Below are 23932 nucleotides of genomic sequence, written 5' to 3' on the forward strand. Positions count from 1 at the left end.
GTGGGAACGCAGCCGGTGACGCTCTGCGTCACAGGAGCGGACACCGAGCGTCCAGAGAGACGTTCCCGCGCACAGCGTGGGAACGATCAGCGATCTCCCCCCTCTTCATCAGACTCCATCATCCGGTCTGATCACTCCTGATACACATCAACGCATCCCCAACAAAGCGACCTAGACTGAAGGTACATCCCTTCGACAAGGCCGTCGTCATGATCACATCATTCGAGTTCCACTCGATGCTCATCCCGATCCTGGGAGGCATGTTACTGCTGGCCTTGGGCTTCAACTTCCGGGAAAACCGCGCAGGTCCGCTGCTGATGTGGCTCGGCATGCTGTTGATCCTCGCGACGGTGGTCTACAAGATCCTCGCCAAACTGGCTGAATAAATGCGCGCCGCCCGAGGCTGGCGTACACTCGGTCGATCCGCATTCCGCATATGGTTGACTGCCTAGTGTTCGCCCGTCTTTTTGCCCTGCCCAGCTATCTGCTCATTTGCCTGTTGGCCCTGCTGCCCCTGGCCCCCGCCCAGGCCGTGGGCCTGCCCAGCCTGTTGGGCAGCGCCGAGAAAACCCAGCCACAACCCACCGAACCCCTGGCCCAGTCACTCGACGAAGTCATCAAGAACCTGGAGAACGACCAGCAACGCAGCAAGCTGCTGAGCGACCTGAAGAAGCTCCGCGACAGCACGAAAAAGGCCCAGCCGACCACCGAGGAAGGGGTACTGGGCCTGATCGGCAGCACCCTGGCCGACTTCGAAAAGCAGTTCACCGGCAGTGACAGTCCGCTCAATCGCTGGTCGCTGGAGTTCGACCAGGCCAAGCAGGAAATGATGGCGCTGATGCTGCCGGCCAGCGAGTGGCTGCCGATCATCTCCGCCTTTGCCCTGATCCTGCTGCTCTGGAGCTGCCTGGCCTGGGCGATGATCTGGCTCGGCCACCGGGTGCGCCTGCGCTTCGGGCTCACCGAGGAACTGCCCCAACACCCGCGTACCGTCGACCTGCTGCGTTTCGCCTTGCGCAAGCTAGGCCCGTGGATGATCGCATTGCTGATCACCGTCTACATGACCTATGCCCTGCCCTCGTCCCTGGGCAAGGACCTGGCGATGGCCCTGGCCTACGCGCTGGTGGTCGGTACCTGCTTCTCGGCGATCTGCGTGATCGCCTTCTCGCTGCTCGACGGCCCGCATCGCCATGAAGCGCTGCACATCCTGCGCCGCCGGGCCTTCCGGCCCCTTTGGCTGATCGGCAGCTTCGCCGCGTTCGGCGAGGCCTTGAGCGACCCGCGCCTGATCGCCAGCCTCGGTAGCCACCTGGCCCACACCGCCGCCACCTTCGTCAATGTGATGGCCGCCCTGTCCACCGGCTTGTTCATCCTGCGTTTCCGCCGCCCCATCGCACACCTGATCCGCAACCAGCCGTTGTCCCGGCGCCTGACCCGCCGTGCCCTGAGCGACACCATCGATATCCTCGGCAGCTTCTGGTTCGTCCCCGCACTGATCCTGGTGGCGATCTCGCTGTTCGCGACCTTTTTCTCCGCCGGCGATACCAGCACCGCCCTGCGCCAATCGCTGATCTGCACCGTGCTGGTGGTGCTGTGCATGGTGATCAATGGCCTGGTCCGCCGCCATGCCGCCAAGCCGCAGCGCGGGCACAAACGCCATGCGCTGTACTCGGAACGCCTGAAAGGCTTCTGCTACACCCTGGTGCACCTGACGGTCTGGCTGTTCTTCATCGAACTCGGCCTGCGGGTCTGGGGGATGTCGCTGATTCGCTTCACCGAGGGCGACGGCCGCGAAGTCAGTGTCCGCCTGTTCGGCCTCGGCGGTACGCTGCTTTTCGCCTGGCTGGTGTGGATCCTCGCCGACACCGCCGTGCACCACGCCCTGACCCGCTCGCGCAAGGGCCTGGCCAACGCCCGTGCGCAGACCATGATGCCGTTGATCCGCAACGTGCTGTTCGTGGCGATCTTCATCATCGCCCTGATCGTCGCCCTGGCAAACATGGGCATGAACGTCACGCCCCTGCTGGCCGGTGCCGGCGTGATCGGTCTGGCCATCGGTTTCGGTGCCCAGTCGCTGGTGGCGGACCTGATCACCGGCCTGTTCATCATCATCGAGGACTCCCTGGCCATCGACGACTACGTGGACGTTGGCGGCCACCTCGGCACCGTCGAGGGCCTGACCATCCGCACCGTTCGGCTGCGCGACATCGACGGCATCGTCCACACCATCCCGTTCAGCGAGATCAAGAGCATCAAGAACTACTCGCGGGAGTTCGGCTACGCGATCTTCCGGGTCGCGATCCCCTACAACATGGCGATCGACGATGCGATCAAGCTGATGCGCGACGTCGGGCAGAAGATGCGTACCGATCCGTTGCAGCGGCGCAACATCTGGTCGCCCCTGGAAATCCAGGGCGTGGAGAGCTTCGAGTCCGGCAGCGCGATCCTGCGTGCGCGCTTCAAGACCGCGCCGATCAAGCAGTGGGAAGTGTCGCGGGCATTCAACCTGGCACTGAAACGGACCATGGACGAGTCCGGCCTCGACCTGGCGACCCCACGCCTGAGCGTGCAGGTGGTGACGGCCGGTGGTGGCGAACAGAAGGAATAGCCAGATAATGCCAAGCCTGCCTGCAGGGCGTGCAGACTGTTATGGCTTGCGGGCTTTTGTGGCGAGCGGGCTTGCCCGCGTTGGGGGCAAAGCCCCCCAAATCAGCCTACCCGGTACATCAGGTCGATTAGCGCGTCAGGTTTTGCGACTGCTGTGCAGTCGAGCGCGGGCAAGCCCGCTCGCCACAACAGCTCGTCTGCCACAAAAGCTCGTTTCTCACAAAAGCCCGCTCGCCACGACAGCCCATTCGTCATCGGCAGCTAAACCACATCCACGCCTACATGGATCGCATCATGCCGCCAGAACTCCAGGTCGCAGTCGATCAGGCGCTGGTGCTGATCGTAGTTGACCCGGGCGATCCGCAAGCCCGGGCTGCCGGAAGACACCCGCAACGCCGCGGCGGCCTCCTGCGGCAGTGAGGTCGGTACGATTTCGAAGCGCACCCGCCCGTAGTGCAGGTCGTAGTGCCGGGCATACAGCTCGGTGATCGACTGGTTCAGGTCGAACTCCAGGATCCCCGGGAAGTACTGCGGGTTGAGGTAATGCTCGACATACAGTACCTGCCGCTCATCGATCCGCCGCACCCGGCAGATCTGGATCACGCTCGACAGCGCCGGCAGCTGCAACCAGTCGCACACCGCCGCCGACGCCGGCTGCAAGCGCGCCGACAGCACCTGGGTGGACGGTACCCGCCCCTGAGCGCTGACCATTGCGTGAAAGTGACTGCGCTGCATCAGGTTGTAGGCCAGCCGCGGCGGCGAGACGAACCAGCCCCGCCGCTCCTCACGGTAGATCAACCCCTGGGCTTCCAACTGCAGCAGCGCCTCGCGCACGGTAATCCGGGTGGTGCTGAACAGTTCGCTGAGCTTGCGCTCGGCCGGCAGCTTGCTGCCCCCAGGCAAAAGCCCGTGCTCGATCTGCTCATGGAGCGCCAGCCCGATGGCTGTCACCGCCTTTGGTGCCTCTTCGCGCATCAACGTTACCTATCTGGACTAGTCCAGCACTATTTCAGGGCAAAACCGTGCAGCGCCACGGTCTCCGGTTGCAGCACCCAGCCTAGGCAATGCACATGACTGATATGTGACAAAGCGACGAAACGGTGCACTGGAACGGCCGTCCAACAACCATTTAGCCGTTAAATATCAGCTAGTTACAAATGGTCTACGCTTAATTCGGCGGTCACGGGTGCCACCGGAAAAAAACCTTGCAGGACTGATGCCGACATCAAAGTGTCATCCAGCAGGCTTAAATTGGCTCAGGTATTGCTGACCTAGACCAAACGTCCAACCGCCGCACTACGCATATAAAAACTGTCGATCAAGATCTTCGCGTTGAAAAACGCCCAAAGGAGCTTCGGATGAAACAGCTTTTCCTGGCATCACTGTTAGGTTCGACCATCGCCCTGTGCACCAGCGCCATGGCCGCCGATACCGACTTGCAGGCCCTGGAGGCCGCCGCCAAGAAAGAAGGCGCCGTCAACAGCGTGGGCATGCCCGACGACTGGGCCAACTGGGCCGGTACCTGGAAGGACCTGAGCGACAAGTACGGCCTCAAGCACATCGACACCGACATGAGCTCGGCCCAGGAGATCGCCAAGTTCGCCGCCGAGAAAGACAACGCCAGCGCCGATATCGGCGACGTCGGCGCGGCCTTCGGCCCGATCGCGACCAAGCAGGGCGTGACCCAGCCCTACAAGCCGAGCACCTGGGAACAGGTTCCGGCCTGGGCCAAGGACAAGGACGGCAACTGGGCGCTGGCCTACACCGGCACCATCGCCTTCATCGTCAACAAGAAGCTGCTGCACGGTTCCGAAGTTCCCAAGAGCTGGGCTGACCTGAAGACCGGCAAGTACAAGGTTTCCATCGGTGACGTGAGCACCGCCGCCCAGGCCGCCAACGGCGTGCTCGCCGCGGCACTGGCCAACGGTGGCGACGAGAAGAACCTCCAGCCGGCACTGCTGCTGTTCGCCGATATCGCCAAGCAAAGCCGCCTGTCGCTCGCCAACCCGACCATCGCCACCATGGAAAAGGGTGAAGTGGAAGTCGGCGTGGTCTGGGATTTCAACGGCCTGAGCTACAAGGCCAAGATGGCCAACCCCGACGACTACGTCGTGCTGATCCCATCCGACGGCTCGGTGATCTCCGGCTACACCACCATCATCAACAAGTACGCCAAGCATCCGAACGCGGCCAAGCTGGCGCGCGAGTACATCTTCAGCGATGCCGGCCAGATCAACCTGGCCCGTGGCAATGCCCGTCCGATCCGCGCCGAGCACCTGAAGCTGCCGGAAGACGTGAAGGCCAAGCTGCTGCCTAACGAGCAGTACAAGCACGTCACCCCGATCAAGGATGCCGACGCCTGGGAGAAGACCTCCAAGGCACTGCCGCAGAAGTGGCAGGAAGAAGTCATCATCAACATGCAGTAACGCTCCAGCCCCACTGGAAGCGGGCTTTTGTGGGAGCCGGCGGTGCGGCGCCCACGGAGTTCCGCTTCCACAGGGGATCGATTGATACCCCCACTGACCGAGACCTGGCTTATGCAGCACAACGTCATCCTGGTCGTGCTCGATGGCCTGAACCACGAGGTCGCCCGGCACGCCATGGGCCATCTCCAGGCTTACGCAGGCGCAGGACGCGCAGCGCTGTACAAACTGGAATGCGAGTTGCCCTCGCTCTCGAGACCGCTCTACGAATGCATTCTGACCGGTGTCGCACCGATCCACAGCGGCATCGTGCACAACCACGTCACGCGCCTTTCCAACCAGCGCAGCGTGTTCCACTACGCCCGCGACGCCGGTCTGCGGACCGCCGCAGCGGCCTATCACTGGGTCAGCGAGCTGTACAACCGCTCGCCCTTCGTCGCCGCCCGTGATCGCCATACCCACAACGAAAGCCTGCCGATCCAGCACGGGCATTTCTACTGGATGGACCACTACCCCGACTCCCACCTGTTCGCCGACGCCGAAAGCCTGCGCCTGCAACACGCGCCGAACTTCCTGCTGGTGCACCCGATGAACATCGACGACGCCGGCCACAAGCACGGCCTGGACAGTCCGCAATATCGCAACAGCGCACGCTCGGCCGACATCATCCTCGCCGACTACCTGCAAGGCTGGCTCGATGCCGGCTATCAGGTGCTGGTGACCGCCGACCACGGCATGAACAACGACCGCTCGCACAACGGCCTGCTGGCCGAGGAGCGCGAGGTGCCGCTGTTCGTCCTCGGCGACGCCTTCAGTTTCAAACCCGATGCCGCGCCCCGGCAGACCGAGCTGTGCGGCACGATCTGCGAACTGCTGGGCGTTCACCACGACAAACCTGTATGCCGGGAGCTGTTGAAGTGAATTCAATCACCCGTGGCAAATGGCTCGCCCTGCTCTGCCTGGCACCTTTCGCCCTGTTCTTCATCGTGTTCGAGATCGCCCCGCTGGCCTGGGTGCTGATCAACAGCCTGCAGTCGGAAGACGACGGCTGGGGGCTGGCCAACTTCAACAAGATCTTCGCGTCGAAGTTCTACCTGCAGGCGATCCAGTACAGCCTGGAGATCAGTTTCTGGTCGAGCGTGTTCGGCATGCTGATCGCCCTGCTCGGCGCCTATTCGCTGCGCCGGGTCGACTCGCGCCTGCGCGACTTCGTCAACGCCTTCGCCAACATGACCAGCAACTTCGCCGGCGTGCCGCTGGCGTTCGCGTTCATCATCCTGCTGGGCTTCAACGGCACCATCACCCTCCTGCTGAAACAGGCCGGGATCATCCAGGACTTCAACCTGTACTCCAAGACCGGGCTGATCATCCTCTACACCTACTTCCAGATTCCCCTGGGCGTGCTGCTGCTCTACCCGGCCTTCGACGCCCTGCGCGAAGACTGGCGCGAATCCGCCGCGCTGCTCGGCGCCGATGCCTGGCAATTCTGGCGGCACATCGGCCTGCCGGTGCTGACCCCGGCGCTGCTGGGTACCTTCGTGATCCTGCTGGCCAACGCCCTCGGCGCCTACGCCACGGTGTACGCGCTGACCACCGGCAACTTCAACGTGCTGCCGATCCGGATCGCGGCGATGGTGTCCGGCGACATCAGCCTCGATCCGAACATGGCCAGTGCACTGGCGGTGATCCTGGTCGGCCTGATGACCTTCGTCACCATCATTCATCAATGGCTGTTGAAAAGGAGCCACCATGTCGCGCGCTGAAACCGGCTCCGCCAGCCTCTACCACCGCGTGGTGGTCTACCTGCTGTTCCTGATCCTGCTGCTGCCACTGCTCGGGACCTTCGTCTACTCCATCGCCAGCAGCTGGTCGGCGACCGTCCTGCCCAGCGGGTTCACCTTCAAGTGGTACCTGCAACTGTGGAGCGACCCGCGCTTTCTCAGCGCGTTCGGCCAGTCGCTGATCGTCTGCATCGGCTCGCTGGTGCTGTCGGTGGTGCTGATCCTGCCGCTGCTGTTCGTGGTGCACTACCATTTCCCTCGGCTCGACGCGCTGATGAACATCCTGATCCTGCTGCCCTTCGCCGTACCGCCGGTGGTGTCCTCGGTCGGGCTGCTGCAACTGTACGGCTCCGGGCCGTTCGCCATGGTCGGCACGCCGTGGATCCTGATCGGCTGCTACTTCACCGTGGCCCTGCCGTTCATGTACCGGGCGATCACCAACAATCTGCAGGCGATCAACCTGCGCGACCTGATGGACGCCGCCCACCTGCTCGGTGCGAGCACCTGGCAGGCGGCGTTCCTGGTGGTACTGCCGAACCTGCGCAAGGGCCTGATGGTCGCCTTGCTGCTGTCGTTCTCGTTCCTGTTCGGCGAGTTCGTGTTCGCCAACATCCTGGTCGGCACCCGCTACGAAACCCTGCAGGTGTACCTGAACAACATGCGCAACAGCAGCGGCCACTTCACCAGTGCCCTGGTGATCTCCTACTTCCTCTTCGTCCTGGTCCTGACCTGGGTCGCCAATCGTTTGAACAAGGACAAAAGCCAATGAGCTTCATCAGTGTCCAGAACCTGAAAAAGACCTACGCCGGCACCACGGTGTTCAGCGACATCAACTGCGAGATCGCCAAGGGTGAGTTCATCACCCTGCTCGGCCCTTCCGGCTGCGGCAAATCCACCCTGCTGCGCTGCATCGCCGGCCTGACCCCGGTGGACAGCGGCAAGATCCTCCTCGACGGCCAGGACATCGTGCCGTTGAGCCCGCAGAAACGCGCGATCGGCATGGTGTTCCAGAGCTACGCACTGTTCCCCAACATGACCGTGGAGCAGAACGTCGCCTTCGGCCTGAAGATGCAGAAGGTCAATGCCGACGACAGCCACAAGCGGGTCATGGAAGCCCTCAGGCTGGTGGAACTGCATGACTTCGCCGCCCGCTATCCGCACCAGTTGTCCGGCGGCCAGTGCCAGCGCGTGGCCCTGGCCCGCTCGCTGGTGACCCGCCCGCGCCTGCTGCTGCTCGACGAACCGCTGTCGGCCCTCGATGCACGGATTCGCAAGCACCTGCGCGAGCAGATCCGCGCGATCCAGCGCGAATTGGGACTGACCACGATCTTCGTCACCCACGACCAGGAAGAAGCCCTGACCATGAGTGACCGGATCTTCCTGATGAACCAGGGCCAGATCGTCCAAAGCGGCGACGCCGAATCGCTCTACACCGCGCCGGTGGACGTGTTCGCCGCCGGGTTCATCGGCAACTACAACCTGCTCGATGCCGAAGCTGCCAGCCGCCTGCTGCAACGGCCGGTCAGCAGCCGCATCGCGATTCGCCCGGAAGCCATCGTGCTGCACACCGAAGGCGAACTGGACGCGCTGATCCGCGGCCACAGCCTGCTGGGCAACGTCATTCGCTACCGGATCGAAGCCCGTGGCGTCGAACTGCTGGTGGACGTGCTCAACCGCTCGGCCGCCGACCTGCATCCCGATGGCCGGCGCCTGGCCCTGTCCATCGATCCGGCGGCCCTTTGTGAGGTAGCCTGATGCCCCGTTTGAAGCGTGTCCTTCTGAAGAGAGAGCTGCACTGATGGCCCTGGCAATTTTTGATCTGGATGAAACCCTGATTCACGGCGACTGCGCGACGCTCTGGAGCGAGCAGATGGGGCGCCTGGGCTGGGTCGATCCGGAATCGTTCATGCGCCGCAACAACGAACTGATGGACGCCTACAGCCGGGGCGAGCTGGCCATGGAGGAGTTCATGCTGTTCAGCCTGGAACCCATGGCCGGACGGACTCCCGAGGAAATCGAGCACCTGGTCGAGCCGTGGGTCGAGGACGTGATCGAACCGCTGATCTACAGCGATGCCTGCAAGGCGATTGCCGACCACCGTGCGGCCGGCGACCGGATCCTGGTGATCTCCGCCTCGGGCACCCACCTGGTCAAGCCGATCGCCGAGCGCCTGGGCATCGACGAGGTACTGGGTATCGAGTTGGAAGTGCTGCACGGCGTCTACAGCGGCCAGACCACTGGCATCCTGACCTACCGCGAAGGCAAGATCACCCGCCTGCTGGAATGGCTCGACGCCGAAGGGGAAAACCTCGAGGGCGCAAGTTTCTATTCCGACTCGCGCAACGACTTGCCGCTGCTGCTCAAGGTCGACCACCCGCACGTGGTGAATCCGGACCCGGTGTTGCGTGAGCAGGCGGAAAAGGCCGGCTGGCCGATCCACGCCTGGGACTGAGGCAGGCCGTTGGGCCTCTTCGCGGGTAAACCCGTCGCCTACAGAGTCACGTCGTATTCGGAACTGGTTTACGACGCCATCCTGCAGGAGCCGGGCTTGCCCGCGAAGGGGCCGAGAACCAAGGCTGCAGAACCACTCAGGCCAATGGCTCGCGCCGAAACAGAACAATCTCCTCCTGATAGGAGTCCAGTGCATAGATCCTGACCCCGTTGGCATTGAGGAAAACCGGTTCCAGGTAATCATTCGGGCTGGGAGCGGGATCAGGCCCGGGTTCCGCCTCATACTTGCCGCTGAATAATCGCAAGCCCCCAAACCCCGGCGTGTTTGAGCCATAAATGGAGATGGTCGTCTTGGGGTATCCGTTCATATCGCCTATTTTCACGATATTCGGTGCGATCGCCTCGGCTCCCGGAAACAGCATCTGTGGATATTCGGGTGCCGCCGAAGCGCTGTAATACTCGAAGGCCGACGTATCCCCCCTGGCAAAGACCACGGCCGTAAGGTAATTGTTCGGATCCGGTGAGCCAAAGACCACCCGCCCTGCCGAAGGCATCTCCACGGACGCCCCCTCGGCATCCGTCACGTTCGGCACCCTGCCACTGAGGCTGTCGGCCAGGGTATTCTGGGCGACGTCGACCCTCGCCGAATGCCTCAGATAACCACCACGCAAAGGCTGTATGTAGTAGATGTAGTAGCGACTGACACTGCCCGTGTGGAATTTCACGTATGACCTGTGCGGTGGCCTGGGCTGCCATATCCACTCCGGACTTCCCGGCTTGTTCACTCCGATGCCTTCCTGGTAGAAAACCAGCTCCTGCTGCCCCTTGGAAACACCATAAAGCTCGATTCTACTCGCCCAGTCAGCAAAGGTTTGTGCAGGAATGATGACCTTCTTCTGCTCGGCCTCGGTCATCAGGCCAGTATAAAAAACGCCTTCCACCCGTACGCTGTACGACTCGTAGTAATCCAGCTCACCTTCGGAAAACTGCACGGCCCGGCCCAGTGGTCCGGGATTGTTCACGAACCAGCCACTTACCGGCTTGTCCCTTTTGCTCATTGCACACCTCCAGCAAGATTTTCATGGTCTTACCAGGGGATTGCAGAAACTGAATGCAACCCGTCTCGGGGAATGGAAACGTCGCTGATCCCGGAGTGAGTCCATTGCACGCCTGTTTCGGATACCTGCCTACTGTCAGAAATGACAGGTCTGGAGGCCGTATGTCGGTTTACGCCGGGACAGTCTTGCGCAAAGGACAAAAAGAAATGAGCGCAGGACCTGCGCTCATCGAGGAGAGGGAAGCCGCCGCCAGCACTAGACCAGCGTTTCGTCGATCACCAGCACCAACTTGCCCGCCACCTGGTTACCGGCCAATTCGACGAAAGCCGATTCGGCATCGCTGATCGGGAACACCTTGGCCAGTTGCGGGCTCAGGCGCTTGTCGGCGAACAGCGGCCAGACATGCTGGTTCAGGTCGCTGAGCAGATCGGCCTTGAATTGCGCATCGCGGCTGCGCAGGGTCGAACCAAGCAACTGGATCCGCTTGGCAAGAATCTTCGCCAGGTCGAGCTGGGTTTCGCGCCCGCCCATCAGGCCGATCAGCACCCACCGCCCGTCAGCTGACAAAAGTTTCACGTTGAGTGCCGCGTAGTTCGCACCCACCGGATCGAGGATCACGTCGAAGGGCCCGAAGTCATTCAGGCTGTCGATATCGTCGCCACGAATCGCCCCGCCCTGGGCACCCAGGGCCTCGCAATAGGCCAGCCGATCCGCCGAACCGACACTGACCCAGCAGGGGTTGCCGAAGGCCTTGCACAGCTGGATCGCCGCCGAACCAACGCCACTGGCTCCGGCATGCAGCAGCACCTTTTCGCCCGGCTTGAGCCCCGCCAGCTGGAACAGGTTCAGCCAGGCCGTGGCGTAGACCTCAGGCAGCGCGGCCGCTTCGACCAGGCTCAAGCCTTCCGGCACCGGCAACACATGGCGCCCGTCGACCACCACTTCCTCGGCCATGCCACCACCGGCGAGCAGCGCACAGACCCGGTCACCCACCTGCCAGGAAGAACCGGCGCCCACTTCGACGATCACCCCGGAGCACTCCAGGCCCAGCGCCTGGCTGGCTCCCGGCGGCGGCGGATAGAGCCCGGCCTTCTGCAACAGATCGGCCCGGTTGAGCCCGGCAGCGGCGACGCGAATGCGCACTTGCCCCACGTCACAGACCGTATTCGGCTGTTCCAGCCACTCCACTTGACCTTCAACGCCTTGCAATGCCTTCACAGTGCCTCCATAGTGAGTCTGGACTGAGCCCGGAGCTGTAGCACCGGGCTTTCTTGCATTATGCGACCGGTCCGCGGCACGTGCGAAACCCCAGCTGGCGGTTTTGACACTCAGTCCCACGGAACCGGCGACTTTAAAGACGGCCTAATATGCGTGATCAATTGTCCCCGCGTCGACTCAGCATGAAGCATTTGTTCCCTGGCACTGCACTTGCCCTTTTCATCGGCCTTGGCGTTTCCACGTTCTCGGGCAACACGTTCGCAGCCAACAGCTGGGACAATCTTCAGCCCGACCGTGACGAGGTGATTGCCAGCCTGAACGTCGTCGAGTTGCTCAAGCGCCACCACTACAGCAAGCCGCCGCTCGACAACGCGCGCTCGGTGATCATCTACGACAGCTACATCAAGCTGCTCGACCCGTCGCGCAGCTACTTCCTGGCCAGCGACATCGCCGAGTTCGACAAGTGGAAGACCCAGTTCGGCGACTTCCTCAAGAGCGGCGACCTCAATGCCGGCTTCACCATCTACAAGCGCTACCTGGATCGGGTCAAGGGCCGCCTGGACTTCGCCCTGGCCGAGCTGAACAAGGGCGTCGACAAGATCGACTTCACCACCCGCGAGACCCTGCTGATCGATCGCAAGGACGCACCGTGGCTCAAGAGCACCGCCGAACTCGACGACCTGTGGCGCAAGCGCGTCAAGGACGAGGTCCTGCGCCTGAAGATCGCCGGCAAGGAGCCCAAGGCGATCCAGGAACTGCTGGTCAAGCGCTACAAGAACCAGCTGGCCCGCCTGGACCAGACCCGCGCCGAGGATATTTTCCAGGCCTACATCAACACCTTCGCGATGTCCTACGACCCGCACACCAACTATCTGTCTCCTGATAGCGCGGAAAACTTCGACATCAACATGAGCCTGTCCCTCGAGGGCATCGGCGCCGTGCTGCAAAGCGACAACGACCAGGTCAAGGTCGTACGCCTGGTGCCGTCGGGCCCGGCCGACAAGACCAAGCAGGTCGCCCCGTCCGACAAGATCATCGGTGTCGCCCAGGGCGACAAGGAAATGGTCGACGTGGTCGGCTGGCGCCTGGACGAAGTGGTCAAGCTGATCCGTGGTCCGAAGGGCTCCGTGGTCCGCCTGGAAGTCATCCCGGCCAGCAACGCGCCGAACGACCAGACCAGCAAGATCGTCTCCATCACCCGCGAGTCGGTGAAGCTGGAAGACCAGGCGGCGAGCAAGTCGATCCTGCACCTGAAACAGGATGGCAAGGACTACAAGCTCGGAGTGATCGATATCCCGGCCTTCTACCTGGACTTCAAGGCGTTCCGCGCCGGCGATCCGAACTACAAGAGCACCACCCGCGACGTGAAGAAACTGCTGGGCGAGCTGCAGAAGGAAGGCGTCGACGGCGTGGTCATCGATCTGCGCAACAACGGCGGCGGTTCCCTGCAGGAAGCCACCGAGCTGACCAGCCTGTTCATCGACAAGGGCCCGACCGTGCTGGTGCGTAACGCCGACGGCAAGGTCGACGTGCTCGAGGACGAGAACCCCGGCGCGTTCTACAAGGGCCCGATGGCGCTGCTGGTCAACCGCCTGTCGGCCTCGGCCTCGGAGATTTTCGCCGGCGCCATGCAGGACTACCATCGTGCGCTGATCATCGGGGGCCAGACCTTCGGCAAGGGCACCGTGCAGACCATCCAGCCGCTCAACCATGGCGAACTGAAGCTGACCCTGGCCAAGTTCTACCGGGTTTCCGGGCAGAGCACCCAGCATCAGGGCGTCCTGCCGGACGTGGACTTCCCGTCGATCATCGACACCAAGGAAATCGGCGAGAGCGCGCTGCCCGAAGCCATGCCGTGGGACACCATCCGTCCTTCGATCAAGCCGGCGGTGGACCCGTTCAAGCCATTCCTGGCCCAGCTCAAGGCCGACCACGAGGCCCGCGCGGCGAAGGATGCGGAGTTCATCTTCATCCGCGACAAGCTGGCCCTGGCCGAGAAGCTGCTGAAGGAAAAGACCGTGAGCCTGAACGAGGCCGAGCGTCGCGCCCAGCGCGCCGACATCGACGCCAAGCAACTGGCCATGGAAAACGCCCGCCGCAAGGCCAAGGGCGAGGACGCGCTCAAGGAACTCAAGAAAGAGGACGAGGACGCGCTGCCACCTGACCCGGACAAGAAAACCAAGCCGGAAGACGACGCCTACCTGAGTGAAACCGGGCGTATCCTGCTGGACTACCTGCGTCTGAATACGGCGGTGGCCAAGCACTGAAAGGTGATAGCAATTTAATGTGATTGCTCTTCGGAGCGTCATCAAACAGTCATCATTCTGTCGTGAAATAAAGGACTGGACGCGTCTCCTGAACCGGGGGAACGCCTCCGGTCCTTTTTTTTCGACAGAGACTGCCATGACCATGACCGAACAGCTGAACGCCTTGAGTTCAATCCTGGCTCAGAATGGTCTGCACAGCCTGTTCCAACCCATCATTTCGCTGTCCGAAAGACGCATCGTCGGCTATGAGGCGCTCAGTCGCGGACCGTCCAACAGCCCGCTGCACTCGCCCATCAGCCTGTTCGCGGTGGCCCGCCAGGCCGGCCGCCTGAGCGAGCTGGAAATGGCCTGCCGGCTGAGTGCCTGTCGCCGGTTCAGCGAGCAGAAGCTGCCCGGCAAGCTGTTCCTCAACGTTTCCCCCGAATCCCTGCTGGAACCGAGCCACCCTCCGGGACGAACCCTGCAATGGCTGCAGGACTTCGGCATCGACCCCAGCAACGTGGTCATCGAACTGACCGAACAAACCCCCACCGACGATTTCCAACTGCTGCAGAACGCCCTGCATCACTACCGCGACATGGGCTTCTCGATTGCCCTGGATGACCTCGGGGCAGGCTATTCCAGCCTGCGCCTGTGGTCGGAGCTGCGTCCGGACTACGTGAAGATCGACCGGCACTTCATCGACGGCATCCACCAGGATGGCCTCAAGCGCGAATTCGTCGGTTCCATCCTGCAGATCGCCAAGGCCTCGCGGGCCCAGGTGATCGCCGAAGGCATCGAGCTGCCGGAGGAATTGGCGGTATTGACCGAGATGGGCGTCGACCTGGTCCAGGGCTACCTGCTCTGCCGGCCACAGGAAACCCCACCGCTGGACGCCCATGCCCTGCTGCCCAAGCTGGAAAACACCTCCATCGCCCTGAGCGAGGACGGCAGCGACCTCAGTGCCCTGCTCATCGAGCAGCCGGCCGTGGCCCAGGACACCGCCACGGCCGCCGTGCTGGAAGCCTTCCGGCGCCAGGCCAACCTCAACTCGCTGGCCGTGCTGGACGAACAGGGCCGCCCCTGCGGCATCGTCCACCGGCACTCGCTGTCGGATGCACTGCTCAAGCCGTTCGCCACCGACCTGTTCGCCCGCAAGCCGATCAGCCGGCTGATGAGCGATGACTTCCTGGCGGTGGAATCGAGCCAGTCGCTGCAACAAGTCAGCCGGCTGCTGACCAGCCGCGCAAGGCAGCGTATCGAGGAAGACTTCATCATCACCCACAATGGCTGCTACGTCGGACTGGGGCGGGTGATCGACGTGCTGAAACTGATTACCGAACTGAAGATCCAGCAGGCCCGCTACGCCAATCCCCTGACCCTGCTGCCCGGCAACGTGCCGATCCAGCAGTGCCTGACGCGCCTGCTGCAACAGCAACGCGAAGCGATGATCTGCTACGTGGATATCGACAGTTTCAAGCCCTTCAACGATATCTACGGCTACGGCCGCGGTGATGAAGTGCTGTTGTGTCTGGCGCAGTGCCTGAACGAACGGGTCGATCCCAGCCGCGATTTCGTCGGCCACATCGGTGGGGATGACTTCCTGCTGGTGCTGGGTTCGGGTGATTGGCAGAAACGCCTGGATCACCTGGTCGATGACTTCCAGAACCAGTGCCGACGCTTCTATCGCGCCGAACACCTGGAAGCCGGCTGTTTCATCGCCTCGAATCGCCAGGGCCAGCGCCAGGAGTTTCCGCTGCTGTCCCTGTCCATCGGCGCGGTGCACCTGAAGCCGATATCCTGCGGGCTGCTGGACGCCAGCCAGTTGGCGGAGCTGGCCTCACAGGCCAAGCATCACGCCAAGAATGTGCCGGGTTCGAGCATTCATGTCATCGACAGCAGCGAAATCATCTCGCTCGACGACAGCGCCTGATCCGAATCGCGGATCTCAGGCCTCGGCCGACTCGGGATAGTCGTATTCGAACACCCGCACCACTTCCGAGGCGTGCCAGGAGGCTGCCGCCACCCCGTCGGACGGGCCGGAGAACCGCCCCAGGCGCTCGACACACTCGAAGAAGCCGGTGCGCGGCAGGCGGCTGGCTCCCTGGCTGATCACCAGTGAACTGCGCAGCGGCTGCTCGGCCCGGGCATCGAGGGCCGCCAGGTGCTCCAGCGCAGCCGTCAGGGTCTGCATGGCCGGGCTGGGCAACTGCAGACGCTCGAGCAACGCCCGATAGGTCAGCAGGTGCCGTTGCCGACGGGCCTGGTCGAGTTCCACCAACAAGCCATCCCAATGCTGACGACTGATCCGCACGCTCACGATGCATCCCTCCACCCGGCGACACCCAGCTCCCAGGCCAGGCTGCGGCGAATCGCAGCATCCGGCTCACGTTCACCGCTCTCGATCAGCCCCAGGTACGAAGGGCTGATGCCGACGGCCCGGGCCAATACCTCGATCGCCAGGCCCTTGGCTTCACGCAGCACGCGCAATTGATCGAAACCGGGCAGCTCGGCGACCGGCTCCACAGGCGCTTCAGGGGACGTTGGCGGGGGTTGCTGGCTGCGCAAGCCGGCAGCCTTGAGAAGACTTTGGTACTGAGCCCAGGGGAGAACCGCATACTCCGGTTCGCCATCACGTGTAATTATTTGAAGATCCATTACTACACCCCGTAGGACGATTACACATAGCGAGTCAGCGCTTTCCTAGTAGCTTCATATTAACAGCCACCAGGGTCGCTAGGGTGCTTGATCTTCGAACCGGGAGATTTGGATCAATTTTTATCGTTGCGTTCGAGCCGCAGTTGCTCCGGGGTGTCCGGCAGACGCTCGACCACCACCAGGTGTTCCGGCACCTGGCGCTCACGCCAGGCGCGGAATGCATTCAACTCCTGGTCCAGGGCGTTCATCACCCAGGCCAGCACCGCGATGTCGTCGAGCATGCCGAACACCGGGATGAAATCCGGGATCGCATCGATCGGACTGAGGAAATACATCAGGCCCGCCACGACGATGACCATCGACTTGGCGCTGACCGCGCGGTACTCACCCCGCCAGTAGGCCAGGCAGAGAACCTGCAGGAGCTTCAGGTCTTCCTTGAGCTTGCCCAGCCGCCCGCCTTCGCGAGCGCCCTTGCTCGCCACCGCGAACAGTAAAGTGGGCAGCCGCCCACGGGCCAGCAGCCGTTGGGCCAGGGGCAGGAAGCGGGAGAAATTCCAAGGTGCCTTCATCTTCACTCCAACGATCGGACGCACAAGGTTATCCACACAAATTGTGGATAACCTTGTGAACAGAGCCGTATTTCACAGCTGAAAGCCCCGTCACACAAGGGCCCGAGTCAGATCGGGCGTTTTTTACTCACTAAAAAAACCCATCATTTCATTGACTTGGTGCCAGTCTAGGGACAGGCCGATTAGCTCAATGTTAAGACTGTCGTGGGCAGTGTACGTTCGCTTTGTTGCAACCCAGCATGTCGCAGAAACAACAACGCCCCGCAGAACGGGGCGTTGTGGCAAGACAGTCGAAGGATTACTTCGCTGCTTTCTCGGCGGCTTTGCCGGCAGGCTTGGCTGCTGGAGCTTCCGCGTCGTCGGCCTTGGCCGGGTCCTTGATCGCCAGCAGTTCCAGGTCGAACACCAGCACCGAGTTGGCCGGGATCGCCGGGCTCGGGCTCTGGGCGCCGTAGGCCAGGTCGGACGGGATGTACAGCTTGTACTTCTCGCCAACGTGCATCAGTTGCAGGCCTTCGACCCAGCCAGGAATCACGCCGCTGACCGGCAGGTCGATCGGGCTGCCACGATCCACGGAACTGTCGAAAGTGGTGCCGTTGGTGAGCTTGCCGGTGTAGTGAACGGTCACGACATCGGTCGGCTTGGGCTGCGGGCCATCGGCTTTCTTCACGACTTCATACTGCAGGCCGGAAGCAGTGGTCACGACGCCAGGCTTCTTGCCGTTTTCCTCGAGGAACTTCTTGCCGGCAGCGGCCGACTCCTCGCTCAGCTTGGCCATGCGCTCTTCGGCACGCTTCTGCAGCGCGGCGAATGCCTCGACCAGCTCTTCATCCTTGAGCTTCTGCTCTTTCTTGCCGATAGCATCCTCGATGCCCTGGGCCACGGCCTTGGAATCCAGGTCATCCATGCCTTCCTGGGCCAGGCTCTTGCCCATGTTCAGGCCGATACCGTAGGAAGCTTTTTGCGCCGGGGTTTTCAGCTCTACGCTGGAGTGCGAGTCGCAGCCCGCGAGTACCAGGCTAACCAGGGCCACCGCCGCCGCCAACCGATGCTGTTTCATGCTATTTCCTTGTTCATGCGCCTAAGGGGCATTCGAATAAAGTCGCGAGCTTATCAGGCGGCCGCGACCAATGGCTACCGGGATCAGAGCCGAAAACAGCCGATAAGTTCAGGCCAGCAAAGCATTTTACACAGTGCTGACATTCTGCTTACGTCCAATGGAACCGCCTGTTCGGCGCAAGGGCCAGTATTGGCGGCCATCACGGCCACTTGATGCCTGGCAACAGCTGAGGCATAAGAACATCACCACCCGACAAGGATCGTTATCTTGCGCATTTTTTACCGTGTGTTACTGGCTCTGATACTGCTGCTTGGCCTCGGTCTTGCGGTGATCTTGTACTACATCGCCAATCCGAAATTGCCGGCATACATACCGGCCGAGCAGGTGCACTACCTGGATCAGTGGAGCACGGCCGACCGCCAGACCTTCTACTACACCCCCCAGGGCACCCAGGTGAAGGGCCTGCGCTACGAGTGGTTCACGGCCCTGGAGCTGCCCTTCTCCGAACAACGCTTCGCCACGCCGGAATACCTCGCACGCTTCGGCTTCCTGGTCGACCCCAAGCAACGGGCCACGGCGGAAAACCCCGGCAACCTGCCCGTTGGCTTCACCCGTCACCAGAACGCCGGGAGCACCGAGCAGTACCTGGATATCACCTGCGCGGCCTGCCACACCGGCGAATTGCGCTACAAGGGCCAGGCCCTGCGGATCGACGGAGGTTCGGCCCAGCATGTGCTGCCCTCCAGCGTGCCGACGGTACGCGGCGGCAGTTTCGGCCAGGCGCTCGTCGCCAGCCTCGCCGCCACCTACTACAACCCCTGGAAATTCGAACGTTTCGCCCGCCGGGTCCTGGGCAACGACTACGAAGCCAGACACGCCGAGTTGAAGGTCGCGGTGAAACAGTCCCTCGACACCTTCCTCCACGTCGCCTGGAACGATACCCATCGCGGCCTCTACCCAACGCTGGAAGGCCCGGGGCGCACGGATGCGTTCGGCCGGATCGCCAACGCCAGCTTCGGCGACGCCATCTCCGACAAGAACTACCGGGTCGCCAATGCGCCGGTGGACTACCCGCAACTGTGGGACATCTGGACCTTCGACTGGGTCCAGTGGACCGCCTCGGCCCAGCAGCCCATGGCTCGCAATATCGGCGAGGCCCTGGGCGTCGGCGCCACGCTGAACTTCTTCGACGCCAACGGCCAGCCGCTGCGCGGCGACGAGCGCTACCCCTCCAGCGTACGCGTGCGTGACCTGCACAAGATCGAGGAAACCCTGCAACGCCTCAAGCCTCCGAGCTGGCCGGAGGAGCTGTTCGGCAAGGTCGACCTGGCTCGCGCGGCGCAGGGCCGTGCGCTGTTCGCCGAAAACTGCGCCGGTTGCCACGTGCCCAGCGTGCACGAGGAAAACGGCCGTCCGGTACAACAACTCACCAGCATTCCCCTGGCCGCGATCGGTACCGACCCGAACACCGCGAACAACATCGCCGACCAGCGCTATGACCTGAGCGCGCTGCAGTGGGACCCGGCGGAACTGGCCAGGCTACCGGTGCAGTTGCATCCAAAGAGCGACCAGCCACTGGACCTGAGCCAATTGTCAGTGGCCAAGGGCCTGGCCTATGTCACGGCCTTCGTCGAAGAACAGGCCTACCGCGATGCCGGCGTGACACCCGCCGAGCGCCCGCAGCTGGACGGTTTCGGCCTGCCGATCGGCGTGCTCGAACAGCGGGCCTACAAGGCCCGGCCACTGGCCGGCGTGTGGGCCACGCCGCCGTACCTGCACAACGGCTCGGTGCCGAGCCTCTACCAGTTGCTGTCGCCGCAGGACGAACGCTCCACCACCTTCTATCGGGGCACCTTCGAATACGATCCACGCCACCTGGGCTATCGCCAGAAAGCCTTCGAGAACGGCTTCCTGTTCGACACCAAAATCAGCGGCAACCACAACAGCGGCCATGAATTCCGCGCCGGCAAGCGTGGGAATGGCGTAATCGGCCGACTGCTGCAGCCGGAGGAACGCTGGGCGTTGCTCGAATACCTGAAAGTGCTGGGCGGTCCACTGGAGCAGCAGTTGCCATGACCCCACGCCTCAACGACAAGACTGAAAGGAAGCTCCCATGCTGAAGCGACTCTGGCTGCGCCTTGGCGCATTTCTCGGCAAGAGCCTACTGCTCCTGGTCGGTCTCGGCCTGCTCGGCTGGGCCCTGGCCACCGGCTGGTATGCCTGGCGCCACAGTGGCCCGGTGCCGACCGTGGAGCAGGTGCCGGGCGATGAGGCGGCCAGGACCCAGGACATCATCCAGACCGCCGTGCGCATCGTCGACCAGCACCGCGAGGGTACCCGCTACCTGCGTGATGCCCACGCCAAGGCCCATGGCTGCGTGAATGCCGAAGTGCAGGTGCTCGGCGACCTGGGCGGCGACCTGCGCCAGGGCGTGTTCGCCGAGCCGGGCAAGACCTGGCAGGCGCTGATCCGCCTGTCCAATGGCAACGCCTATCCCCAGTTCGACAGCATCCGCGATGCCCGCGGCATGGCCATCAAGCTGCTGGACGTGCCCGGCAAGCAGTTGCTGCCAAGCCAACAGGGGCGCCACGAGCAGGACTTCGTGATGTTCAACCATCCGAACTTCTTCGTCAGCGATGTCGCCGAGTACCAGCAGAACATCGCCGCCCAGGCCGACGGCAAGAAGGTGCTGGCCTTCTTCCCCAGCTGGAATCCCACCGGCTGGCAGATCCGCCATCTGTTCATCGCCCTGGCTACCCTGGCGCCGGCGCCGAAAACTCCGATGCAGACGACCTACTTTTCCGTATCGCCCTACAAGTTCGGCAGCGCCAACGCCAAGTTCCGCGTCGCTCCCGACCCGCAGAGCTGCCCGGAATATGAGTTGCCGAAGCAGAACGAGGACCTGCCGAACTTCCTGCGCAGCGCGCTGGTCCAGCAACTGTCCACGGACCGCGTGCCGGCCTGCTTCGTGCTGCAGGTCCAGCGGCAGAACGCCAACAAGTACATGCCGATCGAGGACACCAGCATCGAATGGAAGGAAAGCGACGCGCCGTTCGAGACCGTGGCGCACATCCGCATTCCGGCGCAGGACTTCGACACGCTGGAACAGAACATCGCCTGTGACAACCAGTCATTCAGTCCGTGGCACGGTCTTGAGGCACATCGCCCGATCGGCGGCATCAACCGCCTGCGCAAGGCGGTGTATGACGCGGTCAGCGATTACCGGCACAGCCGTAACGCTGAGCGATAGCAGCAGCCTTCAGGGCGCTATCGCCAGCAAGCCGGATCCCACAGGATTTCGTAACGCTGAGCGACAAGAGCAGCCGCACGTCCCTTGTGGCGAGCGGGCTTGCCCGCGCCGGGCTGCGAAGCAGCCCTAAAATCAGGGATTGCGATACATCAGGCGGAACCCGGCGGCGGTTTTGCGACGGCTGCGCCGCCGAGCGCGGGCAAGCCCGCTCGCCACAGGGGCACCAGCCGATGCGTCTAAAAACCACGGGCACAAAAAAGCCCGCACTAGGCGGGCTTTGCGTGATGTTCTGGCGTTCAGTGGTCCAGAACATCGATATATGGCGCAGCGGACGGGACTCGAACCCGCGACCCCCGGCGTGACAGGCCGGTATTCTAACCGACTGAACTACCGCTGCGCTAAACACTGAAACGAATGGTGGGTGATGACGGGATCGAACCGCCGACCCTCTGCTTGTAAGGCAGATGCTCTCCCGGCTGAGCTAATCACCCTTCGCTTCCGGTGTGAGCGCATTATGCCACAAAAAATCCATAAAGCACTGATTTAAATAAAAAATTTTTAAATCATGGATTTTTCTACACACCAGACAGCAAAAAGCCCGCACTGGGCGGGCTTTCCGTGATGTTCTGGCGTTCAGTGGTCCAGAACATCGAATATGGCGCAGCGGACGGGACTCGAACCCGCGACCCCCGGCGTGACAGGCCGGTATTCTAACCGACTGAACTACCGCTGCGCTAAACACTGATATCGAATGGTGGGTGATGACGGGATCGAACCGCCGACCCTCTGCTTGTAAGGCAGATGCTCTCCCGGCTGAGCTAATCACCCTTCGCTTTCGGTGTGGCGCGCATTCTACGGAGCAGTCCCCACTCTGGCAAGCACTTTCTTCAATATTTTTTTCAGGCCTTCCAAAGACTTAGCAGAGGGTTGGCCTATCGGGCCACGAAGACAATAATGCCCACCTTTGTATAAAGGAGAGATTCGCCCCATGTGGTTCAAGAACCTGCTGATCTACCGCCTGACCCAGGATCTGCCTTTTGACGCCGAGGCCCTGGAGGCCGCGCTGGCGACCAAACCGGCCCGCCCCTGCGCAAGCCAGGAGTTGACCACCTATGGTTTCGTCGCGCCATTCGGCAAGGGCGAAGATGCACCGCTGGTGCATGTCAGTGGCGATTTCCTGCTGGTCTCGGCCCGCAAGGAAGAGCGCATCCTGCCAGGCAGCGTGGTACGCGACGCACTGAAGGAAAAGGTCGAGGAAATCGAGGCCGAGCAGATGCGCAAGGTCTACAAGAAGGAGCGCGACCAGCTCAAGGATGAAATCATCCAGGCCTTCCTGCCACGCGCCTTCATCCGCCGTTCGGCGACCTTCGCCGCGATCGCGCCGAAACAGGGCCTGATCCTGGTCAACTCGGCCAGCCCGAAACGCGCTGAAGACCTGCTGTCGACCCTGCGCGAAGTACTCGGCACCCTGCCGGTTCGTCCGTTGACCGTGAAGATCGCGCCAACCGCGGTGATGACCGACTGGGTCAAGACTCTCAAGGCCGCCGACAACTTCTTCGTACTCGACGAGTGCGAACTGCGCGACGTCCAGGAAGATGGCGGGATCGTGCGCTGCAAGCGCCAGGACCTGACTGGCGACGAGATCCAGCTGCACCTGAGCACCGGCAAGATGGTCACCCAACTGGCCCTGGCCTGGCAGGACAAGCTGTCCTTCGTGCTCGACGACAAGATGGTGGTCAAGCGCCTGAAGTTCGAAGACCTGCTGCAGGATCAGGCCGAACAGGACGGTGGCGACGAAGCCCTGGGCCAGCTGGATGCCAGCTTCACCCTGATGATGCTGACCTTCGGCGAGTTCCTGCCGGAACTGTTCGAGGCCCTGGGCGGCGAGGAAATCCCGCAAGGGATCTGATCGTCCCCCGACGCCCGCCGGTCTTCGGCGGGAGTGCCCCGCTAGAGTCCCATGGCGCTCAGGAAGGAGTCGATCTGTCGCTCGAATGCGGACCGATCGTAGCCGACCAGCGCCATGCGCCAGAAACCCTGCAGGTAGGTGGTGATGATCGCCGCCGTGACCTGCGGGTCCAATGAAGCCGGCAACAGCCCGCGCTCGCGATCCTGTTCCAGGCGTGCCAGGAAAATCCCCCGCACCTTCTCCAGCTCGCCCTGGACACACTCGCGCAGCTCAGGTTCGGCCAGCACTTGCTCGCTCACCATGGCCGCCACCAGGCACAACCGCGATGGCGTATCCGGAGCATCCAGGCAATCGAGCGAAACCCGAAAGAAGGCCCGGATCCCCTCGGCTGCGGTCGCCGCCTGCGCCAAGGCTTCCAGCCGCCGGCGCACCACCGTCTCGCCATAATGCTCCACGCAGGACAAGTACAGGTGCTTCTTGCTCTTGAGCGTGTTGTAGAACGAGCCCTCGCCGATCTCCATCGTCTTGAGCAGCTCGCGCAATCCGGTCTCGGTGTAGCCATGCTGCCAGAACAGCGTGGTCGCCCTGTCCAGGGCCTGCGTGTAGTTGAATGCGATTCTTCGTGCCATAGCCTTCCGCATGCAAAGTGTAGCGATCGCTACAATAACATTGACAGCGCCGATTTGCCCGATCTAAATTTGT

At 62.5% G+C, this 23932-nt stretch carries 21 protein-coding genes and 4 tRNA genes; 13 read left to right on the top strand and 12 right to left on the bottom strand.

What is annotated here, in order from left to right; genetic code table 11:
- Positions 1 to 209: 209 nt before the first annotated feature.
- The gene (locus HU752_RS25400) at positions 210 to 386 is read left to right on the top strand and encodes a hypothetical protein (RefSeq protein WP_017904735.1); all 177 of its coding nucleotides are present in this window, start codon (positions 210 to 212) and stop codon (positions 384 to 386) included.
- 65 nt (positions 387 to 451) lie between these two features.
- Positions 452 to 2608 carry a mechanosensitive ion channel family protein gene (locus tag HU752_RS25405; RefSeq protein ID WP_186682470.1) on the top strand — a complete coding sequence of 719 codons (2157 nt, stop codon included), beginning with the start codon at positions 452 to 454 and terminating at the stop codon, positions 2606 to 2608.
- 260 nt (positions 2609 to 2868) lie between these two features.
- Here HU752_RS25405 and HU752_RS25410 read toward each other — a convergent pair whose 3' ends face one another.
- Entirely contained in the window at positions 2869 to 3582 is a 714-nt protein-coding gene (locus tag HU752_RS25410) for a UTRA domain-containing protein (protein WP_186682223.1), read from the bottom strand.
- Between the two features lie 383 nt (positions 3583 to 3965).
- Between HU752_RS25410 and HU752_RS25415 the strand changes: the two genes are divergently transcribed.
- From HU752_RS25415 to HU752_RS25440, 6 genes are all read left to right on the top strand, one after another.
- On the top strand, positions 3966 to 5033 hold the full coding sequence (locus HU752_RS25415) for an ABC transporter substrate-binding protein (RefSeq protein WP_186682222.1): 1068 nt from the start codon (positions 3966 to 3968) through the stop codon (positions 5031 to 5033).
- Between the two features lie 111 nt (positions 5034 to 5144).
- Positions 5145 to 5951 carry an alkaline phosphatase family protein gene (locus tag HU752_RS25420; RefSeq protein WP_186682221.1) on the top strand — a complete coding sequence of 269 codons (807 nt, stop codon included), beginning with the start codon at positions 5145 to 5147 and terminating at the stop codon, positions 5949 to 5951.
- Complete coding sequence (locus HU752_RS25425) at positions 5930 to 6793, top strand: ABC transporter permease (protein WP_186682220.1); 864 nt, start codon at positions 5930 to 5932, stop codon at positions 6791 to 6793. The genes HU752_RS25420 and HU752_RS25425 overlap by 22 nt, the downstream gene beginning before the upstream one ends.
- Positions 6780 to 7580, top strand: coding sequence for an ABC transporter permease (locus HU752_RS25430; RefSeq protein ID WP_186682204.1), 801 nt, complete (start codon positions 6780 to 6782; stop codon positions 7578 to 7580). Before HU752_RS25425 ends, HU752_RS25430 begins: the two co-directional genes overlap by 14 nt.
- Positions 7577 to 8566, top strand: coding sequence for an ABC transporter ATP-binding protein (locus HU752_RS25435; protein WP_186682202.1), 990 nt, complete (start codon positions 7577 to 7579; stop codon positions 8564 to 8566). The genes HU752_RS25430 and HU752_RS25435 overlap by 4 nt, the downstream gene beginning before the upstream one ends.
- 43 nt (positions 8567 to 8609) lie before the next feature.
- Positions 8610 to 9263, top strand: a complete 654-nt coding sequence (locus HU752_RS25440) for an HAD family hydrolase (RefSeq protein ID WP_186682200.1) — start codon at positions 8610 to 8612, stop codon at positions 9261 to 9263.
- A gap of 136 nt (positions 9264 to 9399) precedes the next feature.
- Here HU752_RS25440 and HU752_RS25445 read toward each other — a convergent pair whose 3' ends face one another.
- Together HU752_RS25445 and HU752_RS25450 are read right to left on the bottom strand one after the other, a co-directional pair.
- A complete protein-coding gene (locus HU752_RS25445) occupies positions 9400 to 10320 on the bottom strand; it encodes a hypothetical protein (protein WP_186682198.1) in 921 nt (306 codons plus the stop codon).
- A gap of 255 nt (positions 10321 to 10575) precedes the next feature.
- Positions 10576 to 11538, bottom strand: a complete 963-nt coding sequence (locus tag HU752_RS25450; protein WP_186682196.1) for a zinc-binding dehydrogenase — start codon at positions 11536 to 11538, stop codon at positions 10576 to 10578.
- A gap of 182 nt (positions 11539 to 11720) precedes the next feature.
- Here HU752_RS25450 and HU752_RS25455 point away from each other — a divergent pair, with 182 nt between their 5' ends.
- Together HU752_RS25455 and HU752_RS25460 are read left to right on the top strand one after the other, a co-directional pair.
- Positions 11721 to 13805, top strand: coding sequence for a carboxy terminal-processing peptidase (locus HU752_RS25455; protein ID WP_186682194.1), 2085 nt, complete (start codon positions 11721 to 11723; stop codon positions 13803 to 13805).
- Between the two features lie 136 nt (positions 13806 to 13941).
- Complete coding sequence (locus HU752_RS25460; protein ID WP_186682192.1) at positions 13942 to 15717, top strand: bifunctional diguanylate cyclase/phosphodiesterase; 1776 nt, start codon at positions 13942 to 13944, stop codon at positions 15715 to 15717.
- A 15-nt stretch (positions 15718 to 15732) separates the two neighbouring features.
- On the opposite strand, the gene HU752_RS25465 is transcribed toward HU752_RS25460, so the two are convergent.
- From HU752_RS25465 to bamJ, 4 genes are all read right to left on the bottom strand, one after another.
- Positions 15733 to 16104: a hypothetical protein gene (locus tag HU752_RS25465; RefSeq protein WP_186682190.1), complete on the bottom strand. Its 372-nt coding sequence runs from the start codon at positions 16102 to 16104 to the stop codon at positions 15733 to 15735.
- A complete protein-coding gene (locus tag HU752_RS25470; protein ID WP_186682188.1) occupies positions 16101 to 16442 on the bottom strand; it encodes a helix-turn-helix domain-containing protein in 342 nt (113 codons plus the stop codon). Before HU752_RS25470 ends, HU752_RS25465 begins: the two co-directional genes overlap by 4 nt.
- Positions 16443 to 16555: 113 nt before the next feature.
- Positions 16556 to 17011: a YkvA family protein gene (locus HU752_RS25475; protein WP_186682186.1), complete on the bottom strand. Its 456-nt coding sequence runs from the start codon at positions 17009 to 17011 to the stop codon at positions 16556 to 16558.
- Positions 17012 to 17309: 298 nt separating this feature from the next.
- Complete coding sequence (bamJ, locus tag HU752_RS25480; RefSeq protein WP_186682184.1) at positions 17310 to 18071, bottom strand: BamJ family beta-barrel-assembly machinery protein; 762 nt, start codon at positions 18069 to 18071, stop codon at positions 17310 to 17312.
- Positions 18072 to 18338: 267 nt separating this feature from the next.
- Here bamJ and HU752_RS25485 point away from each other — a divergent pair, with 267 nt between their 5' ends.
- Both HU752_RS25485 and HU752_RS25490 read left to right on the top strand, forming a co-directional pair.
- Positions 18339 to 20147: a di-heme-cytochrome C peroxidase gene (locus HU752_RS25485; RefSeq protein ID WP_186682182.1), complete on the top strand. Its 1809-nt coding sequence runs from the start codon at positions 18339 to 18341 to the stop codon at positions 20145 to 20147.
- Between the two features lie 37 nt (positions 20148 to 20184).
- A complete protein-coding gene (locus HU752_RS25490; protein WP_186682181.1) occupies positions 20185 to 21321 on the top strand; it encodes a catalase family protein in 1137 nt (378 codons plus the stop codon).
- Positions 21322 to 21641: 320 nt separating this feature from the next.
- On the opposite strand, the gene HU752_RS25495 is transcribed toward HU752_RS25490, so the two are convergent.
- From HU752_RS25495 to HU752_RS25510, 4 genes are all read right to left on the bottom strand, one after another.
- Positions 21642 to 21718 (bottom strand) — tRNA-Asp (locus HU752_RS25495).
- Positions 21719 to 21736: 18 nt separating this feature from the next.
- A tRNA-Val gene (locus HU752_RS25500) sits at positions 21737 to 21812 on the bottom strand.
- A gap of 165 nt (positions 21813 to 21977) precedes the next feature.
- Positions 21978 to 22054 (bottom strand) — tRNA-Asp (locus HU752_RS25505).
- A 19-nt stretch (positions 22055 to 22073) separates the two neighbouring features.
- Positions 22074 to 22149 (bottom strand) — tRNA-Val (locus HU752_RS25510).
- Between the two features lie 160 nt (positions 22150 to 22309).
- Here HU752_RS25510 and rdgC point away from each other — a divergent pair.
- Positions 22310 to 23230 carry a recombination-associated protein RdgC gene (gene rdgC / locus HU752_RS25515; protein ID WP_186685265.1) on the top strand — a complete coding sequence of 307 codons (921 nt, stop codon included), beginning with the start codon at positions 22310 to 22312 and terminating at the stop codon, positions 23228 to 23230.
- Positions 23231 to 23271: 41 nt separating this feature from the next.
- On the opposite strand, the gene HU752_RS25520 is transcribed toward rdgC, so the two are convergent.
- Positions 23272 to 23859, bottom strand: coding sequence for a TetR/AcrR family transcriptional regulator (locus tag HU752_RS25520; RefSeq protein WP_186685264.1), 588 nt, complete (start codon positions 23857 to 23859; stop codon positions 23272 to 23274).
- Positions 23860 to 23932 lie beyond the last annotated feature (73 nt).

This window comes from Pseudomonas vanderleydeniana, assembly GCF_014268755.2.
Lineage (GTDB): Bacteria > Pseudomonadota > Gammaproteobacteria > Pseudomonadales > Pseudomonadaceae > Aquipseudomonas > Aquipseudomonas vanderleydeniana.

What these genes read in the sequence shown, in the direction of transcription:
- HU752_RS25400 (WP_017904735.1), top strand. Translation starts at nt 210, where the DNA reads ATGATCACATCATTCGAGTTCCACTCGATGCTCATCCCGATCCTGGGA.
- HU752_RS25410 (WP_186682223.1), bottom strand. Translation starts at nt 3,582, where the DNA reads ATGCGCGAAGAGGCACCAAAGGCGGTGACAGCCATCGGGCTGGCGCTC.
- HU752_RS25415 (WP_186682222.1), top strand. Translation starts at nt 3,966, where the DNA reads ATGAAACAGCTTTTCCTGGCATCACTGTTAGGTTCGACCATCGCCCTG.
- HU752_RS25420 (WP_186682221.1), top strand. Translation starts at nt 5,145, where the DNA reads ATGCAGCACAACGTCATCCTGGTCGTGCTCGATGGCCTGAACCACGAG.
- HU752_RS25425 (WP_186682220.1), top strand. Translation starts at nt 5,930, where the DNA reads ATGCCGGGAGCTGTTGAAGTGAATTCAATCACCCGTGGCAAATGGCTC.
- HU752_RS25430 (WP_186682204.1), top strand. Translation starts at nt 6,780, where the DNA reads ATGTCGCGCGCTGAAACCGGCTCCGCCAGCCTCTACCACCGCGTGGTG.
- HU752_RS25435 (WP_186682202.1), top strand. Translation starts at nt 7,577, where the DNA reads ATGAGCTTCATCAGTGTCCAGAACCTGAAAAAGACCTACGCCGGCACC.
- HU752_RS25440 (WP_186682200.1), top strand. Translation starts at nt 8,610, where the DNA reads ATGGCCCTGGCAATTTTTGATCTGGATGAAACCCTGATTCACGGCGAC.
- HU752_RS25445 (WP_186682198.1), bottom strand. Translation starts at nt 10,320, where the DNA reads ATGAGCAAAAGGGACAAGCCGGTAAGTGGCTGGTTCGTGAACAATCCC.
- HU752_RS25455 (WP_186682194.1), top strand. Translation starts at nt 11,721, where the DNA reads ATGAAGCATTTGTTCCCTGGCACTGCACTTGCCCTTTTCATCGGCCTT.
- HU752_RS25460 (WP_186682192.1), top strand. Translation starts at nt 13,942, where the DNA reads ATGACCATGACCGAACAGCTGAACGCCTTGAGTTCAATCCTGGCTCAG.
- HU752_RS25470 (WP_186682188.1), bottom strand. Translation starts at nt 16,442, where the DNA reads ATGGATCTTCAAATAATTACACGTGATGGCGAACCGGAGTATGCGGTT.
- HU752_RS25475 (WP_186682186.1), bottom strand. Translation starts at nt 17,011, where the DNA reads ATGAAGGCACCTTGGAATTTCTCCCGCTTCCTGCCCCTGGCCCAACGG.
- bamJ (WP_186682184.1), bottom strand. Translation starts at nt 18,071, where the DNA reads ATGAAACAGCATCGGTTGGCGGCGGCGGTGGCCCTGGTTAGCCTGGTA.
- HU752_RS25490 (WP_186682181.1), top strand. Translation starts at nt 20,185, where the DNA reads ATGCTGAAGCGACTCTGGCTGCGCCTTGGCGCATTTCTCGGCAAGAGC.
- rdgC (WP_186685265.1), top strand. Translation starts at nt 22,310, where the DNA reads ATGTGGTTCAAGAACCTGCTGATCTACCGCCTGACCCAGGATCTGCCT.
- HU752_RS25520 (WP_186685264.1), bottom strand. Translation starts at nt 23,859, where the DNA reads ATGGCACGAAGAATCGCATTCAACTACACGCAGGCCCTGGACAGGGCG.